A 14,585-nucleotide genomic window follows, 5' to 3' on the forward strand; every position below is an offset into this window, starting at 1 on the left:
CGGATCAGAGATTGCCGCGGCGCTCCTGTTCGCGCTCGATCGCCTCGAAGAGGGCCTTGAAGTTGCCCTTGCCGAAGCCCAGCGAGCCGTGCCGCTCGATCAACTCGTAGAACACCGTGGGACGATCGCCGATCGGTTTGGTGAAGATCTGCAGCAGGTACCCGTCTTCGTCGCGATCGACCAGGATGCCGTGCTCCTTGAGCGTCTCGATCGGTACCCGCACTTCGCCGATCCGGGCCCGCAGCTCGGGGTCGTCGTAGTAGGCGTCCGGCGTGTTCAGGAACTCCACGCCAGCGGCGCGCATCGCGGTGACGGTCTTGATGATGTCGCCGGTGGCCAGCGCGATGTGCTGGCAGCCCGCGCCCCGGTAGAACTCCAGGTACTCGTCGATCTGCGACTTCCGCTTGCCGACCGCCGGTTCGTTGAGCGGGAACTTGACCCGGTGGTTGCCGTTGGCCACCACCTTGCTCATCAGCGCCGAGTAGTCGGTGGCGATGTCGTCGCCGACGAACTCGGCCATGTTCACGAAGCCCATGACCCGGTTGTAGAACTCGACCCAGCGGTCCATCTGGCCGAGTTCGACGTTGCCCACGCAGTGGTCCACGGCCTGGAACAGCCGCTTGGGGGCGTCGGCCGGTTTGACGTACCCGCCGCGCCGCGCGACGTATCCGGGCAGGTACGGGCCGGTGTAGTGGCTGCGGTCGAGCAGGGTGTGCCGGGTCTCGCCGTAGGTGGCGATCGCCGCCTGCCGGATCGTGCCGTGCTCGTCGGAGACGTCGTGCGGCTCTTCGAGCACGGTGGCGCCCTGGGCGCGGGCGTGCTCGACGCACTTGTCCACGTCGAGCACTTCCAGCGCCAGGTCGACCACCCCGTCACCGTGGTGGCGGTGGTGGTCGGCGAGCGGGCTGTCCGGATCGACCGCGCCCTTGAGCACGAACCGGGCCGAACCGGACTTGAGCACGAACGCCTTGTGGTCCCGGTTGCCGTGCTCGGGACCGGAGTAGGCGATCAGCTCCATGCCGAGCGCGACCTGGTAGAACAGCGCGCTCTGGGTGGCGTTGCCGACGACGAACACCACCGCGTCGAGCGCCTTGACCGGGAACGGGTCCTTCGAGTCGTCGTGCTCGACGAGGCCGACGAGGCGGCGCATCTGGTCGAAGGTCACGTCGTCGAGCTGCCCGGTCCGGCCGTGGTTGACGGTGCCGGTCACGATGTCCTCCCGCGTGGTTCGCCGAAGTGCTGCTGGAAATCAGCGTGCGCTCGACCGGTCATCCTGAGCAACAGTCGTTGATTTCGTTGTACAAACTGATCAGTATTTGATCCGAACAGCTGGATCGATTGGTCAACCTGAGTAGGAGATGTGACGTGGCTCCCAATGCCGAGGGCGTGGACGCGCTCGACGCGCGACTGCTGCTGTTGCTCTCCGACGAGCCCCGGCTCGGGGTGCTGGAGTGCTCGCGGCGGCTCGGCGTCGCACGCGGCACCGTGCAGGCCCGGATGGATCGGTTGGTGCAGCGCGGCATCCTGCTGGGGTTCCCACCGGAGCTGGACCTGGCGGCGCTGGGCTACGGCCTGACGGCCTTCGCGGTGCTGGAGATCGCCCAGGGGCAACGCGGCCCGGTGGCCGAGCGGCTCGCGGCCATCGACGAGGTGTGCGAGGTGCACGCGACGACCGGCCAGGGCGACCTGTTCGTCCGGATGGTCGCCCGTTCCAACGCTGACCTGCAGCGCGTCATCGACGAGGTCGTCGGGGTGCCCGGAGTGCGGCGCACATCGACCTCGATCGCCCTGTCCACCCCGGTGGCGCCACGTGTCCGGCCCCTGCTCGAACGCCTGGCCGCGGAGTCATGACCGCTTGCCTTTGCACCCTTCGGCGCGGCATGCGACTGGCAGTACTGCCGATTTCGCGCGAAATCGGCACGCAAGACACCACCCCGCAAAGCACTGCGGGCGCCCCAGTCGGGACGCCCGCAGCGTGAGTGTCTGTCTTTGTTCTTGTTTTTGAAGCGGCGAAGCAGCTCAGCCCACCTACGGCGCTTGCAGCGCCGATCCGATGTGGGCTCAGCCGCCGAACGGTTCGGCTTTGACCAGGGTCACCGTCATGGTGCCGCCGTTGGGCAGCTCGTATTCCCGGGTCTCGCCTTCCTTCGCATCCAGCAGCGCCCGGCCCAGCGGGGAGTTGGGGGAGTAGACCTCCAGTTCGCCGTGCGCGCCCTCTTCGCGGGTCGCCAGCAGGAACTTCTCGGTCTCGTCCTCGCCGTCGTAGCGGACGGTCAACACCGAGCCGGGCTTGGCGATGCCCGATTCGGTGGGCACGTCGCCGACCTTGGCGGTGCGAAGCAATTCCTGCAGCTGGCGAATCCGGGATTCGATCTGGCCCTGCTCCTCGCGGGCGGCGTGATAACCGCCGTTCTCCCGGAGGTCGCCTTCCTCGCGGGCCTCGTTGATCTTCGCGGCGATCGCCGGGCGGTTGGCCACGAGCTCGTCCAGCTCAGCCTTGAGCCGGTCGTAAGCATCCTGGGTCAGCCAGGTCACCTGGGTCTCGCTCACGGTCACCACTCCTCGTCGACTGCGGCCCGCACTTTCCGCGGGCCAATTGCATTTCCGCGCTTTTATTTCCCGGCTATAGCCAAGGAACGGAAAAACACGGCCCGCGCGGGGCCGTGCTGAGGACGACGATAGCACGGAGTAGCACGTCCAGGGACTGGATTTTCCCAGCGCCCGACGTGGTACGCCGCTGTTCACCCAGTTGGCCGTGTGTGGGTGGACAAATATTCAGGAACGTTGTAAGTGCAGCCGTACACCTCCCCGATAGTCGCTCGGGCGGAGGTCCGCAACACAGTGTCCTGTCTCGCGGTGCCACTCGCAGGTTGGATCAGCACTTCTTTGCGACCGACTTCCTCACCGGATTCGGCGCGGGCGCGCACCACGCAGTCGGCGGGCCGCTGCGGTTCGTCGCGCTGGACTTCGAGCACGATGCGCACCGACTGGTCGTCGAGCACGTCGAAGGCGACCTGCTTGCCCTGGATGGGCGCGCTGCCGAGGTTCTGGTAACCCACGTACGCCACACCGACCATCACGATCAGCACGAGCCCGGTCAGCAGCCAGCGAAGGCCGGGGCGTGGGCGCGTGCGACCACGCGATCCGTACCGGTCCTGCGGGATCTGCTGGTTCGTCACCGGCCTGGGCAGCCTTTCGACTTCGGTCCTCGCCGCCGCCTGCACCCGGTGAAGCGGGGGCTGGCGCCGGGAATGTCGGGCCGACCGGGAACAATGGGGGCCGACATCCTCGTTGATTATCCCTGGGGTGTTCCGCGGCCTGTCATGCGGGGCCGTGTCCACGAGAGTTGCTGCAAGCGGGAGGACTACCGGGCGATGGCGGACAAGCTGCGGCTGATGACGGTGCACGCGCACCCGGACGACGAGTCCAGCAAGGGAGCCGCGACTACCGCGCGTTACGTGGCCGACGGGCACGAGGTGCTGGTGGTCACCTGTACTGGGGGCGAAGCGGGCAGCATCCTCAACCCGGCGATGGACCGACCGGAGGTGGCCGCGAACCTGCCGGAGATCCGCCGCGCGGAGATGGCAGAGGCGGCCAAGATCCTCGGCGTGCAGCACCACTGGCTGGGCTTCGTCGACTCCGGGCTGCCGGAGGGCGACCCGCCACCGCCGCTGCCGGAGGGCGTGTTCGCCACGGTGCCGGTCGAGGTCAGCACCGGCGAGCTGGTCAAGGTGATGCGCGAGTTCCGGCCGCACGTGGTGATCACCTACGACGAGAACGGCGGCTACCCGCACCCGGACCACATCCGGTGCCACGAGATCTCGGTGGCGGCCTTCGACGCCTCCGGTGACCCCGACCTGTTCCCGGACGCGGGCGAGCCGTGGCAGCCGCTGAAGCTGTACTACTCGCACGGCTTCTCCCGCAAGCGCATGGAGCTGTTCCACGAGGCGCTGCTGGCACGTGGCATGGAGTCGCCGTACGGCGAGTGGCTGGCCAAGTGGGATTCGACCCGTCCGGATCCGGACGGGCGGGTTACCACGCGGGTCGAGTGCGGGGAATACTTCGAGAGGCGCGACGACGCGTTGCGCGCCCACGCTACCCAGATCGACCCGACGAGCCGCTGGTTCGCGGTCCCGCTCGACGTCCAGCGCGAGCAGTGGCCGACCGAGGACTACGAGCTGGTGCGCTCCCTGGTCGACACCACGTTGCCGGAGGACGACCTGTTCTCCGGCGTGCAGGAGAAGGTGTGCGCATGAGTGCACGGGAAACGGTCGCCTACGTGCTGGCGCAGGCACCGGCTCCGCCGAACGACCCAGGTGGCCAGGGCGAGGACTTCGGCAAGTCCTCCCCGGTCGGCTTGGTGCTGCTGATCTTGTTCGGCATCGCGGTGGTGTTCCTGATCCGTTCGATGACCAAGCACCTGAAGAAGGTCCCGGTGGTCTTCGACGAGCAGAAGGCAGCCGCAGCGGCCCCGGCGCGGGTGAAGCGGGCGGAGGCGACCCGAGAAGCCGAAACCGAGCAGAGCGAGGCGAAGCCCGACAAGGGCGAAGGCTCGTAGCGGCGTTCCGCCGGGGACCCGCTCCGCAGCTCGGGATCACCACATCAAGTGATAGGTGAGGGGCACCCGTGCCCCAGTTACTTGGTCACGGGTGCCCCTCACCTCGAAAAGATCACCTCTTGGGTCAGGATTCCAGGGGGTGCGGGAGCCAGGCGATGCGGAGATCGGCGCGGCCGCCCCGATTGCGCCACAGATGTGCTTCACCCGCGTCGCGGGGCCGTTCGCCGCGGACGCCGACGCCGTTTTCGAAGCCCGGCGCATCCTTCAGGATCAGCTGGTAGGCGCTGGACTTGAACGTCGGGACGATGTTGTTCCTGTTCCGTTCGAGGTCGGCGTTGTAGGCGAGGACCAGGTGCAGGTCGATCTTGTCGTCATGCGGTAGGAGCTCGTCGAGGCCGCTCAACATCTTCAGGTCGGTGGAGAGCAGCAGGTCGAAGTCGTCCACCACCAGGAACACCTTCGGTCCTGTCCAGGACGTGGGTTTGCCGTCCGCGCCGGGCAGCCGTTTGCGCAAGGCCGCGACGAAGTCCTTGAGGTCGCGCCTCGTATCCTCTGGCGACCGGACGTAGGACAGGGTGTGGCTGTCCGGCAGCAGTGCGTGGTGGTGCTCGCGCCGGTAGTCGACCACCATCGCCATGGCTTCCTTCGCCGGATACGCGGCTGAGATCCCGCGCAGCGCGTTGCGGATCACCGTGCTCTTGCCGGATTCCCGGCCACCGACGATCAGCAGGTGGCGGTGGTGGTCGCTGTTCAAGTCGAGTACGACGGGTTCGCCGTGGCTGTCGATGCCGATGGGAATGGCGTTCGGCTCCGCCTCGGGGAGTTCGTCGTAGCTGACGAACTCCGGTGGGCGGCGGAGTTCGGGGAGTCGGTCGCCGGTCCAGGATTCGCTGATGCGCGCGACGAGTTCGCGGGTCCCGTCCGCGAGGTCATCGGGCAGCCCGCTTTCCAGGAAATCGAGGTAGTCGGGCAGCTTCTCGCCGAGCACCGGCAGGTTGATCGCGCAGTGTCGACCCGCGTGGACCCCGCGACCAGGCTTGTCGTCCGCTACGGCCTCGGCGCGTTCGGTGGAGATCAACGAGTCGCGCGGGTCCGCTAGGCGGAGTTCGATGCGTCCACCGATGAGTTCGCGCAGCTCGCGGGGGAGGTCGTCCCAGCGGTTGGCGGTGACGACCAAGTGGATGCCGTAAGCCAAGCCGCGGCGGGCGAGCCGCAGGACCCGGTCGGCGATTCCGGGGTGCTGGTGCACCTCCGGCCAACCGTCGATGACCAGGAAGTGGTCGGTGGCGACCTCGTCGAGATCTTCCCCTGCGCGGCGTTGGCGGAATTCGGCGATGGAGTCGATGCCGTGCTGGCCGAAGGATTTCTCCCGACGCAGCAGCAGTTCTTCCAGTTCCCGGATGGCCAGTGCCACGTAGTCGGGGTCGGGACTGCCGGTCACGATCCTGGTGTGCGGCAGGTCGCGCAGCGGAGCCAGCCCACCGCCGCCGAAGTCCAGGCAGTAGAAGCGAACTTCCGCAGGTGTGTGGGTCAACGCCAGGGCCAGCAGAGTTGTCTGCACCGCGGTGGTCTTCCCGCTGCGGGGTCGGCCCACGATCGTCATATTGCCGTCCGGCCCCGCGAAGTCCACCTGGAGCGGGTCGTGCCGGTGCTGGAAAGGGTTGTCGAGCATGCCGATGGGCACCTTCAGGGGCTCGCCCTCGGCGTTGAAACCCCGCTGCCCGGTCACTTCCGGCGCTGACAGCGACACGTCGATTCCGGCGGGTGGTTCTCCCGGCAGCGGCAGGACGAGCTGGCGAGCCGGGGGTGCCTGACCCCGAATCCGGTCGGCGAACACCTGGGGGATCGTCGGGTGGTTTTCCCGCTGCGGCGTCCCTTGCGGCAGGTCGGTGCGGGCCGCGCGGAAGCGGATCGGGGAGTCCTGGAGCAGTTGGGCCAGGTACCCGTGGCCCGGCGAGTCCGGCAGGTCGCGGGCCCAGGGCTGACCGATCAGCTTGACCGACTCCGATTCCGTGGTCCGCAGCGCGATGCGTGTCGCGATTCCGCCCGCCAGTTCCGAGATCTGTGCCGCGGTGTTGGCGGTGTACACGACCTTGATCCCCGAGTTGCGGGCGCGGGTCAGCTGGTCGATGGTCGTGGCGAATTCGGGCCGGTCGTGCAGCACGCCGGGCAGGTCGTCGATGGCGACCAGCAACATCGGCATCGGCTCGAAGTCGGATTCCGGTTGGATGCGCTGGTAGTCGGCGAAATTCGTGACCTCCGCGCGGTTGAACTGCTCGGCTTGCCAGGAGAGCGCGCCGATCAGTGCGTCGTCGAGCCGACTGCCGGTGAGATCGTTCGACAGCACGGGTTCGGCGAGCGCCGTGTGCGGGATCTGGTGGAGCGAGCGCCAAACCTGGTCGTGGTGCGCGCGGCTTAGGCAGATGAAGTTGACCGCGGTCGACGAGTGGGTTGCGGCGAGCCCGAACAGAATCGTGCGCAACAGCTCCGACTTCCCGGAACCGGCGGAGCCGAAGATGCCGACACCGTGGCCGGATTTCTTGAGGTCCAGGTGCACGGGGTTGCCGTGGTCGTCGACGCCGATCGCGATCCGGTAGCGGTTGTCGATGCTGCGCTGCTGCCAGGCTTGATCGAGGTCGCAGTGCGCCGGGTCGCCGAAGCCGACCAGGTTGAACAGGTTGATCGGCTCGTCGGGACTCGGCGTGGGACGGACGATCTGCGTCGTGTCAGCACTCGGTGATACCGGCGCGGGCGGTCGCGGAGCGACCGGGGGAGGGGGCACCGGCGGCCTGCCCTGGGCTGGGCCGGGCGGCCGCACCGGGTACGGCGGTGCCATCGGACGGTTGGGTGGCTGGAACGGCGGCCCAGGTTGCAACGGAAACTCCCCCTGTCGATCAGCTGCGGTTGGCACCGTAGCTGATCGGGGTGGCGGAGCCGCTGCGCTGTTCGCGGATTCCTTGTCAGTACCCGTGATTACGCTGGCCGCTGGGTCGGAACTGGGGGTGCGGCCGGTCGGCGCGTGGGGAGGGGAGACGCACCGACCGGCCGCGCGGCTCGATGCCACAGGTCGGGGGCACCGGCACCGAGCCAGGATTCGGATGGCTAGCGCCGAGGGGTGTCCGATGTGGAGTGTTCGGCGGGTTCGCGGCGGCGGTGGCGGCCGACGCGTTCTCGTCGTTGTCGTTCGGCTTCCACGTGGGCGATGAGTTGCCAGACCGTGAGGGCTCCTTCGCCTGCTCCGGCGTGTTGGGGGCGATGCGGTTTCCACGTGACGATCAGGTAGAGGGCGAGGATCGCCGAGATGGTGCCGATTTCCGGGAGCATGTTCAGCATTTCGGGGTCCCTTCAGGCGCTGAGGCGCGCATCGTCGGTCGCGGTTTCGCGCAGCAGTTGAGCCATCTCGTCGAGGGCGAGAGCGGCGGTGCTGAGGTCGTCGGTGTCGAGGTGACCTGCGCCGACCTGGAAAGCCAGGTCGTCCAACATCCATTGGGTGCGCCGGAGCAGGACGGCGAGTCCTTTGGTGTGCTGAGTCATCGCGGCACCGCATCGGCCAGCCGCCGAGCCTCGTCGTTGCAGTCCGGGCAGGTGCTCCAAAGCCACGCCAACACGGAGTTGTCGGCGGTGACCTGCTGCCCGCACAAGGTCCGAACCCCGATCCCGCTCGGATAGCAGAAAGCCGAGTCCGGATGTGGATCAAGACTCGCATGCCGAGCCCCACCAGCCGGAACCCAATGAAACGGATACACGCCACCACCCCAGATCCTTGGTCGCTGACTCAGTGATCGATCTTCTTTGAAAGATATAGGGTGTAATTACTCCCAACCATCCCTTGATCGGGTGTAAGTGCTCCTTGATCGCACAGCGCTAGGCTCCTGACATGCCGACGACCCCAACACGGCGCAAGAGACGGCTTGGCCAACTACTGGCCCGCCTTCGGAGCGAAGCCGACAAGACTCTCGGCGACGCCAGCAAGCTCTTGCGCGTCAGCGAGCCGACCGTGAGCCGATACGAAACCGGCTACGTTCGCCCTGGTTGGGCAGCAATGCAGGCATTGCTCGCGCTCTACAACGCAACCGACGAGGAGCGTTCCGAAGCGGCACTGCTTTGGGAAGACGCAGGTGAGCGAGCCACTCGGATCGTCACACCAACAGGTTCGCCCAAGGCGTTCCGAGCTTTCCTGCGCGCAGAAGCGGAAGCCGACACCGCCCGTGTCCTCGGTCCACTCGTCATCCCTGGGCTTTTGCAGACACATGCGTATGCAAGGGCGATCAATGCAGGTGGTCACCAGTTCCATTCAGCCAGCCCTGAGAGGTACGTGAACGCTCGCCTCAGTCGACAGGCGAGACTGAGCGGACCGGCCCCACTTCGTCTGCACGCGTTGATCGACGAGTCAGTGATCCACCGCGTGGTCGGTGGACCCGACGTAATGATCGAGCAGTTGCAGCACTTGATCACCAGCGCTGCGCGCGAGAACGTGACAGTTCAGATCATGCCCTTCGGCCTTGGCGCTTACGGCACCATGTCTGGCGGTTTCACGATCATCGGTTACGCCGATCCGGACGATTTGCCAGCCGTCTACCTGGAGTACGCCGCTGGTGGTGCCTGGGTAGAGAATGTGAATGATGTGCAGCATTTCTCCGGCATGTTCGACGAAATCGCCGCGTCAGCGTTGACACTCGGCGAATCGACGGACTTGATCCGTTCTCAAGCGAAGGCGTTGGAATGAGCAACCTGAACTGGCGAAAGAGCAGCCACAGCGGAAGTGGCGCGAACGAGTGCGTCGAGTTGGCTGTTGGCCTGACCACGACGTACATCCGTGACACCAAGGACCGCGACGGCGGCACGTTATGCGTGAGCCGATCGTCTTGGACCAGCTTCCTCACCAGCGTCAAGGCTGGGCAGCTGGGTCGCTGATGGGTCGTGAGTGATTATGGTCGCTATAGCGGCCATATCCACTCACGACCGCACCGGGACGACTCGGACTTCGGTGCCGAGGTCGCGGATCGCGGCTAGTTCGTGCTCCGGGGTGGCTTCGTCGGTGATGACCAGGTCGTACGCTCGGACATCGCCGTAGGAGAACGTCGCCGTTTTGCCGAACTTCGAGTGGTCGACCAGCAGCACGTTGCGCTCCGTGGACTCCAGGATTCCTTCCTTGACGTCCGCGTAGTCCTGGATCGGGTGGAACAGCCGACCGTTTGCGATCGCCGTCGCGGACGTGAACGAGATGTCCACTCGCAGTCGGGACAGCGCGCGCAGCACGTCCGGGCCGGTGCACGAGTCGAACTCACTGCGGTAGCGGCCACCGAGCAGCACCACCTCGCGCCCCGCCCCGGAGAGGATCTGCGCGACGCTGACCGAATTTGTGACCAGCGTCAGCTCCTCGATCTCGGAAACCTCCCTGGCCAGCGGGAAAATCGTGCTGGAGTCGTCGAGGAGCACCGTCGTGCCGGGGCGGACCGCCCGTGCTGCGGCACTGGCCAGCGCCGCCTTCTCAGCGACATGCAGCCCGATGCGGAAGCGGGTCGCGGTCTCCACCGTCAGCGACGGGTACGACTCGACCCGGCCGCGCAGCTTGCGCAGCAGCCGACGCTCCGCGAGTTCGTCGAGATCGCGGTGCATGGTCATCAGGCTGACCTCGAACCGCTCCGCGAGTTCGTCGATGCGGGCCCCGCCATGCTCGATGACGTGCCGCAACACCTCGCGCCTGCGCTGCTCGACCACCGCATCCGACGGCCGCACGCTGCCCATCGCTACTCCTGCGGGCGGACGACGGCTTTCACCGTCGTTTCATCGCGTTTGGCGGCGGTGAGCGCCTGCTCGACCTCGGCGAGCCCGAAGCGGTGCGTGACCAGCCGGTCCAGGTCGACCGACCCAGCCGCGGCGAGCGCGATGGCCGTCGGCCACGTGTTGGCGTACCGGAAAGTTCCCGTCACCTCGATCTCGAAGTTCTGCACGTGGGACAGCGGCAGCGCTAGTTCGTCGCCGCCCATGCCGATCAGCACCACCCGTCCAGCGCGGGTCACCGTGCGGATCGCTTCGACCGCGGCGGTCGGCACGCCCGAACACTCCAGCAGCACGTCGGGTTCATACCCGGACTCGGCCAGCGAGGTGTTCCGCACGTCGATGGTCCCGGTGGCGGCCAGGTCAGCGGCCAGCGACAGGCGCCTCGCGTTGACGTCGGTGACCACGACCTCGGTCGCACCGAAGGCCCGCGCGGTCTGCGCGGCGACCAGGCCGATCGGACCAGCTCCGGTGATGAGCACTCGGGACCCCGGACCGACCCGGCCCTTGCGGCAGGCCCACACCCCGACCGAGAGCGGTTCGAGCAGTCCCGCCGCGTCTTCGGAGATGGTGTCGGGCACCGGGTAAGCGAATTCTTCGTGCACCGCCACGTATTCGCAGAACGCGCCGTCGATCGGCGGGGTCGCGAAGAACCGCATGTCCGGGCACAGGTTGTACCGGCCGCTGCGGCATTGCGGGCAAACGAAGCACGGCACGCCCGGCTCGATGGCGACCCGCTGGCCGGGGGTGTGCCGGGAGGCCTCCGCGCCACAGGCCACCACGACCCCACCGGCTTCGTGCCCGAGGATCAGCGGCTGCTCCACCACGAACGAACCGATGCGGCCCTCCTCGTAGTAGTGCGCGTCCGAGCCGCAGGTGCCGACCGAGGTGACCTGGACCAGCACCTCGCGCCGTCCCGGCTCGGGCACCGGACGTTCCGCCAGCACGATGTCGTGGATGCCGCGCAGCACCGATGCGCGCATGGTCGTTGGGGTCATTCGCCAGTCACCGCTCCCAAGGTCAAGCCGGTGACCAGCCACCGGCGGACGGCCAGGCCCGCGAGGATCATCGGGACCACTACGAAGGTGCCGATCGCGGTCAGCTGGCCCCAGTCGATACCGGCCTGGGTGACCAGCTGGTTCGCCGCGATCGGCAAGGTCTGCGAGTTCGGGCCGCTGAACACCAGCGCGAAGGCGTAGTCGTTCCAGGCGAACACCAGGCACAGCACGAAAGTGGTGACCAGGCCCGACTTGGTCAGCGGCAGCACGACGTGCCAGAACGCCTGCCACCGGGTGCAGCCCTCGACCTGCGCCGATTCCTCCAGCGACGGCGGGAGTTCGGCGAAGAACGCGCTCATCAGCCAGATCGCGAACGGCAGGTCGAAGGTCAGATACGCCAGCACCAGACCTGGGATCGAGTCGATCAGGCCCAGTTCGCGGAACATCAGGAACAGCGGCAGCACGACCGCGGCGATCGGCGCCATCCGGGTCGAGATGATCCAGAACGACAGGTGCTTCTTGCCGCGCATCCGGGTGCGGGCCAGGCCGTAACCGGCGGGTGCGCCCAGCGCGACCGCCAGCACGGCGGAGATACCGGCCGCCAGGACGCTGTGCACGATGTAGGGCGTCAGGTTGTTCGCGCCGGTGAACAGGTTCCGGTAGTTGTCCAGCGTCGGGTTGAACAACACCTGCGGCGTTGCCGCCGTGACGTCGGCAGTGGATTTGAACGAGGACAGCACCATCCACGCCAGCGGCACGAGTGTCCACAGCAGACCGACGCCGAGCACCAACCACACGCTCAGCCGCAACCGCCGACTGCCGCGCTCCAGCGGGCTGACCGGCCACGCGCTCATCTGGTCAATCCCTTCTTGTCCAGCATCCGCACGAAAGCGCGGGCGATGACGATGGAGGCGGCGAGCATCACCAGGCCGATGGCGGCCGCGTAACCGAGGTCGAAGAACCGGAACGCGGTCTCGTACAGCCGGACCGGCACGATCTTCGTAGCATCCGCCGGACCGCCGTTGGTGGTGACCCAGATGATGTCGAAGTAGCGAATCGCGTCCATCGACCGGATCAGCAGCGCCACCAGCAGCACGTTCGAGATCGACGGCAACACGATGTGCCGCAAGCTCTGCCAGCCGCTGGCACCGTCCAGCGCCGCTGCCTCGCGCAGGCTCAGCGGCACCGAGGACAGTCCGGCGAGCGCGATCAGTGCGATGAGCGGCGTCCACTCCCACACGTCCATCAGCACCACCGCGGCGAACGCGGAGCTCTTGTCGCCGAGGATGTCACCGTGGTAGCCGAGCTGGCCCAATACCCAGGCGTACAGGCCGAATGTCGAGTCGGTGAGGAACCGGCCCAGCAGCCCGACGATCGCCGGAGCCACGAACATCGGCAGCAGGAACAGGCTCAGCACCGCGTTGCGACCCCGCAGCAGCCGCCACATGCACAGCGCGAACACCAGGCCCAGCAGCATTTCCAGGCCGAGCGTCAGGGCGAAGAAAAGCCCGGTGCGCAACCAGTTCCAGCCCAGGTCGGGGTCGGTGAACAGGCGCGCCCAGTTCTCCAGCCCGGCCCACTCCATCCGGACGCCGCCCAGCAGTCGGACGTGCGTGAAGCTCATCGCCACCATGGTCAGGAACGGCACGATGCTCAACGCCGCGAGCAGCGCGACACCGGGCGTGAGCAGCCGTCCTTCGAAACTGAGCCAGCGAGGTTTCGGCCGGGTCCGCGCCGTCTCCGCTGCGGGTTTCTCGATCGTCAGGCTCATCCGGCCGCCACCCACCCTCGGGCCGTGATGCGGTTGATGCGATCGGTGGTCTCCCGCATCGCCTCCGCGGGCGAGGCGTCGCCGACCAGCATCCGCGACAGCTGCGTGTAGATCGCGGTGTCGCACTCGTTCCACATCGGGATCTTCGGGCGCAGCCCGGCGTTCTCGGGCAGCCAAGCCTGCCGGACCGCGTCCGCGGTCAGCATGTTCGGCATTGCCGACGGGCGGTGCTCGGCGGCGCGCACCTCGGGCAGCTCGTAGACCGAGGTGCGGGTGGGCGTGCCGCCGCCAGCTTCGCTGCGCAGGTTGCGCAGCTGGGTGTCCCGCGAGGTCGCCCAGTTCAGGAACAGCCACGCCGCGCCGCGTTCGTTGGGCAGCGTGTTCGCGCTGATCCCGATACCGCAGCCGCCGTACTGGTTCGCCGAGCGCTGCGGTCCCCTGGGCATCCGTGCATAGCCGACCTTGCCGGGCAGCACCGACTCGTTGTCCGCGGCGTACTCGTGCCAGTTCGGGCACATCGCGATGCGGCCCGCGCGGAACGCCGCCCCCAAGCCGTCCCAGTCCCAGGTGCGCGACGCGGGGTCGGCCACCGACAGCAGGCGCTGGTAGAAGCCAGCAGCCTCGATCGCGTTGTCCTCGGTCAGCAAGCACGGACCGGGCTCGACCACGCCGAGGCGGCCGACCTCGAAGCCGTTCGCGAAGAAGTCGCCGCCGTAGGACCACAGCACGTTGGAGAAGTCGCACATCAGCGAGTCGTGCTGCTTCGCCTGGTGACCGGCGCCGTAGCGGACCTCGTCGGTGTTGTCGTTGAACCACTGCGCGATGGCGAGGTACTGCTCCCAGGTGGTGTGCTCGCCAGGCGTGGGATCGAAGCCCAGGTCGTCGGCCATCCGCTGGTGGTGCTTGTCGAACAGGTCCTTGCGGTACTGCCAGATCATCGTGGGGCAGTCGTAGGGCAGCGCGAAGACCTTGCCGTCGGTGCCGAACCGGCCCGCGGCGTCCAGCTGCACGGGCACGAAGTCGGCGAAGTCGGACACCTCGCCGGGCAGCGTCGGGTCGTCGGCGAGTTCGCGCAGGTCGACCAGGCCCTTGGAGTACGGCGCGAGCACCTGGTACGGGTCGGCGTAGATCAGCTGGTACTGCGCCTGGCCGGAGGCCAGATCCAGCGCGACCTTCTGCACCAGGGCGGACAGCTCCAGCGTGACGATGTTGATCCGGATGCCGGTCAGCTCGGTGAACGGGGCGAGGTCGGCGGCGATGGCGGCCGTCGGCGCGGTGTTCTCGGAGATGAAGTTGAGCGTGGTGCCAGCGAACTGCCGCCAGCGGTCGTCGGTGGCCAGCCGCCGCGCGTCCGCGCGCGACGTGCAACCGCCGAGCAGCCCACCGGCTGCGAGCGCCACGCCACCGGCGAACGCACCGCCCAACAGCCGTCGGCGGCTGAGCCTCGGCTCGATCATGTGTGCTCCTCGCAGGTCCC

17 protein-coding genes are annotated in these 14,585 nt (G+C 67.4%); 5 read left to right on the plus strand and 12 right to left on the minus strand.

The features are described from left to right. Positions 1-4 precede the first annotated feature (4 nt). A complete protein-coding gene (gene hppD, locus MOQ72_RS29605; RefSeq protein WP_242189059.1) occupies positions 5-1,150 on the minus strand; it encodes a 4-hydroxyphenylpyruvate dioxygenase in 1,146 nt (381 codons plus the stop codon). A gap of 215 nt (positions 1,151-1,365) precedes the next feature. Between hppD and MOQ72_RS29610 the strand changes: the two genes are divergently transcribed. Next, the gene (locus MOQ72_RS29610; RefSeq protein ID WP_242189023.1) at positions 1,366-1,851 is read left to right on the plus strand and encodes an Lrp/AsnC family transcriptional regulator; all 486 of its coding nucleotides are present in this window, start codon (positions 1,366-1,368) and stop codon (positions 1,849-1,851) included. Between the two features lie 210 nt (positions 1,852-2,061). Here MOQ72_RS29610 and greA read toward each other — a convergent pair whose 3' ends face one another. Both greA and MOQ72_RS29620 read right to left on the minus strand, forming a co-directional pair. Continuing rightward, entirely contained in the window at positions 2,062-2,550 is a 489-nt protein-coding gene (gene greA, locus MOQ72_RS29615) for a transcription elongation factor GreA (protein ID WP_242189024.1), read from the minus strand. Positions 2,551-2,741: 191 nt separating this feature from the next. After that, the gene (locus tag MOQ72_RS29620) at positions 2,742-3,179 is read right to left on the minus strand and encodes a DUF4307 domain-containing protein (protein ID WP_242189025.1); all 438 of its coding nucleotides are present in this window, start codon (positions 3,177-3,179) and stop codon (positions 2,742-2,744) included. Positions 3,180-3,374: 195 nt separating this feature from the next. Here MOQ72_RS29620 and mca point away from each other — a divergent pair, with 195 nt between their 5' ends. Continuing rightward, positions 3,375-4,256, plus strand: coding sequence for a mycothiol conjugate amidase Mca (gene mca / locus MOQ72_RS29625; protein ID WP_242189026.1), 882 nt, complete (start codon positions 3,375-3,377; stop codon positions 4,254-4,256). Next, the gene (locus tag MOQ72_RS29630) at positions 4,253-4,558 is read left to right on the plus strand and encodes a hypothetical protein (RefSeq protein ID WP_242189027.1); all 306 of its coding nucleotides are present in this window, start codon (positions 4,253-4,255) and stop codon (positions 4,556-4,558) included. The genes mca and MOQ72_RS29630 overlap by 4 nt, the downstream gene beginning before the upstream one ends. Before the next feature lie 124 nt (positions 4,559-4,682). On the opposite strand, the gene eccCb is transcribed toward MOQ72_RS29630, so the two are convergent. From eccCb to MOQ72_RS29650, 4 genes are all read right to left on the minus strand, one after another. Next, on the minus strand, positions 4,683-7,394 hold the full coding sequence (eccCb, locus tag MOQ72_RS29635) for a type VII secretion protein EccCb (RefSeq protein WP_242189028.1): 2,712 nt from the start codon (positions 7,392-7,394) through the stop codon (positions 4,683-4,685). Between the two features lie 266 nt (positions 7,395-7,660). Continuing rightward, on the minus strand, positions 7,661-7,891 hold the full coding sequence (locus MOQ72_RS29640; protein WP_242189029.1) for a hypothetical protein: 231 nt from the start codon (positions 7,889-7,891) through the stop codon (positions 7,661-7,663). A gap of 12 nt (positions 7,892-7,903) precedes the next feature. Further along, complete coding sequence (locus MOQ72_RS29645) at positions 7,904-8,158, minus strand: hypothetical protein (protein WP_242189065.1); 255 nt, start codon at positions 8,156-8,158, stop codon at positions 7,904-7,906. Further along, on the minus strand, positions 8,089-8,304 hold the full coding sequence (locus MOQ72_RS29650; RefSeq protein WP_242189030.1) for an HC3 family zinc finger protein: 216 nt from the start codon (positions 8,302-8,304) through the stop codon (positions 8,089-8,091). The genes MOQ72_RS29645 and MOQ72_RS29650 overlap by 70 nt, the downstream gene beginning before the upstream one ends. Before the next feature lie 131 nt (positions 8,305-8,435). On the opposite strand from MOQ72_RS29650, the gene MOQ72_RS29655 reads away from it, so the two are divergent. Continuing rightward, positions 8,436-9,284, plus strand: a complete 849-nt coding sequence (locus MOQ72_RS29655; RefSeq protein ID WP_242189031.1) for a helix-turn-helix domain-containing protein — start codon at positions 8,436-8,438, stop codon at positions 9,282-9,284. Continuing rightward, a complete protein-coding gene (locus tag MOQ72_RS29660) occupies positions 9,281-9,472 on the plus strand; it encodes a DUF397 domain-containing protein (RefSeq protein ID WP_242189032.1) in 192 nt (63 codons plus the stop codon). The genes MOQ72_RS29655 and MOQ72_RS29660 overlap by 4 nt, the downstream gene beginning before the upstream one ends. Before the next feature lie 42 nt (positions 9,473-9,514). Here MOQ72_RS29660 and MOQ72_RS29665 read toward each other — a convergent pair whose 3' ends face one another. The 5 genes from MOQ72_RS29665 to MOQ72_RS29685 are packed head-to-tail and all read right to left on the minus strand — an operon-like array spanning position 9,515 to position 14,565. Continuing rightward, positions 9,515-10,306 carry a DeoR/GlpR family DNA-binding transcription regulator gene (locus tag MOQ72_RS29665; protein WP_242189033.1) on the minus strand — a complete coding sequence of 264 codons (792 nt, stop codon included), beginning with the start codon at positions 10,304-10,306 and terminating at the stop codon, positions 9,515-9,517. A 2-nt stretch (positions 10,307-10,308) separates the two neighbouring features. Then, positions 10,309-11,337, minus strand: coding sequence for an NAD(P)-dependent alcohol dehydrogenase (locus MOQ72_RS29670; protein ID WP_242189034.1), 1,029 nt, complete (start codon positions 11,335-11,337; stop codon positions 10,309-10,311). Beyond that, positions 11,334-12,191 (minus strand): carbohydrate ABC transporter permease, encoded by an 858-nt coding sequence (locus MOQ72_RS29675; RefSeq protein WP_242189035.1) that lies wholly within the window; start codon positions 12,189-12,191, stop codon positions 11,334-11,336. Before MOQ72_RS29675 ends, MOQ72_RS29670 begins: the two co-directional genes overlap by 4 nt. Next, positions 12,188-13,108, minus strand: coding sequence for a carbohydrate ABC transporter permease (locus MOQ72_RS29680; protein WP_242189036.1), 921 nt, complete (start codon positions 13,106-13,108; stop codon positions 12,188-12,190). The genes MOQ72_RS29675 and MOQ72_RS29680 overlap by 4 nt, the downstream gene beginning before the upstream one ends. Further along, on the minus strand, positions 13,105-14,565 hold the full coding sequence (locus MOQ72_RS29685; RefSeq protein WP_242189037.1) for an extracellular solute-binding protein: 1,461 nt from the start codon (positions 14,563-14,565) through the stop codon (positions 13,105-13,107). Before MOQ72_RS29685 ends, MOQ72_RS29680 begins: the two co-directional genes overlap by 4 nt. Positions 14,566-14,585 lie beyond the last annotated feature (20 nt).

This window comes from Saccharopolyspora soli, assembly GCF_022678645.1.
GTDB lineage: Bacteria > Actinomycetota > Actinomycetes > Mycobacteriales > Pseudonocardiaceae > Saccharopolyspora > Saccharopolyspora soli.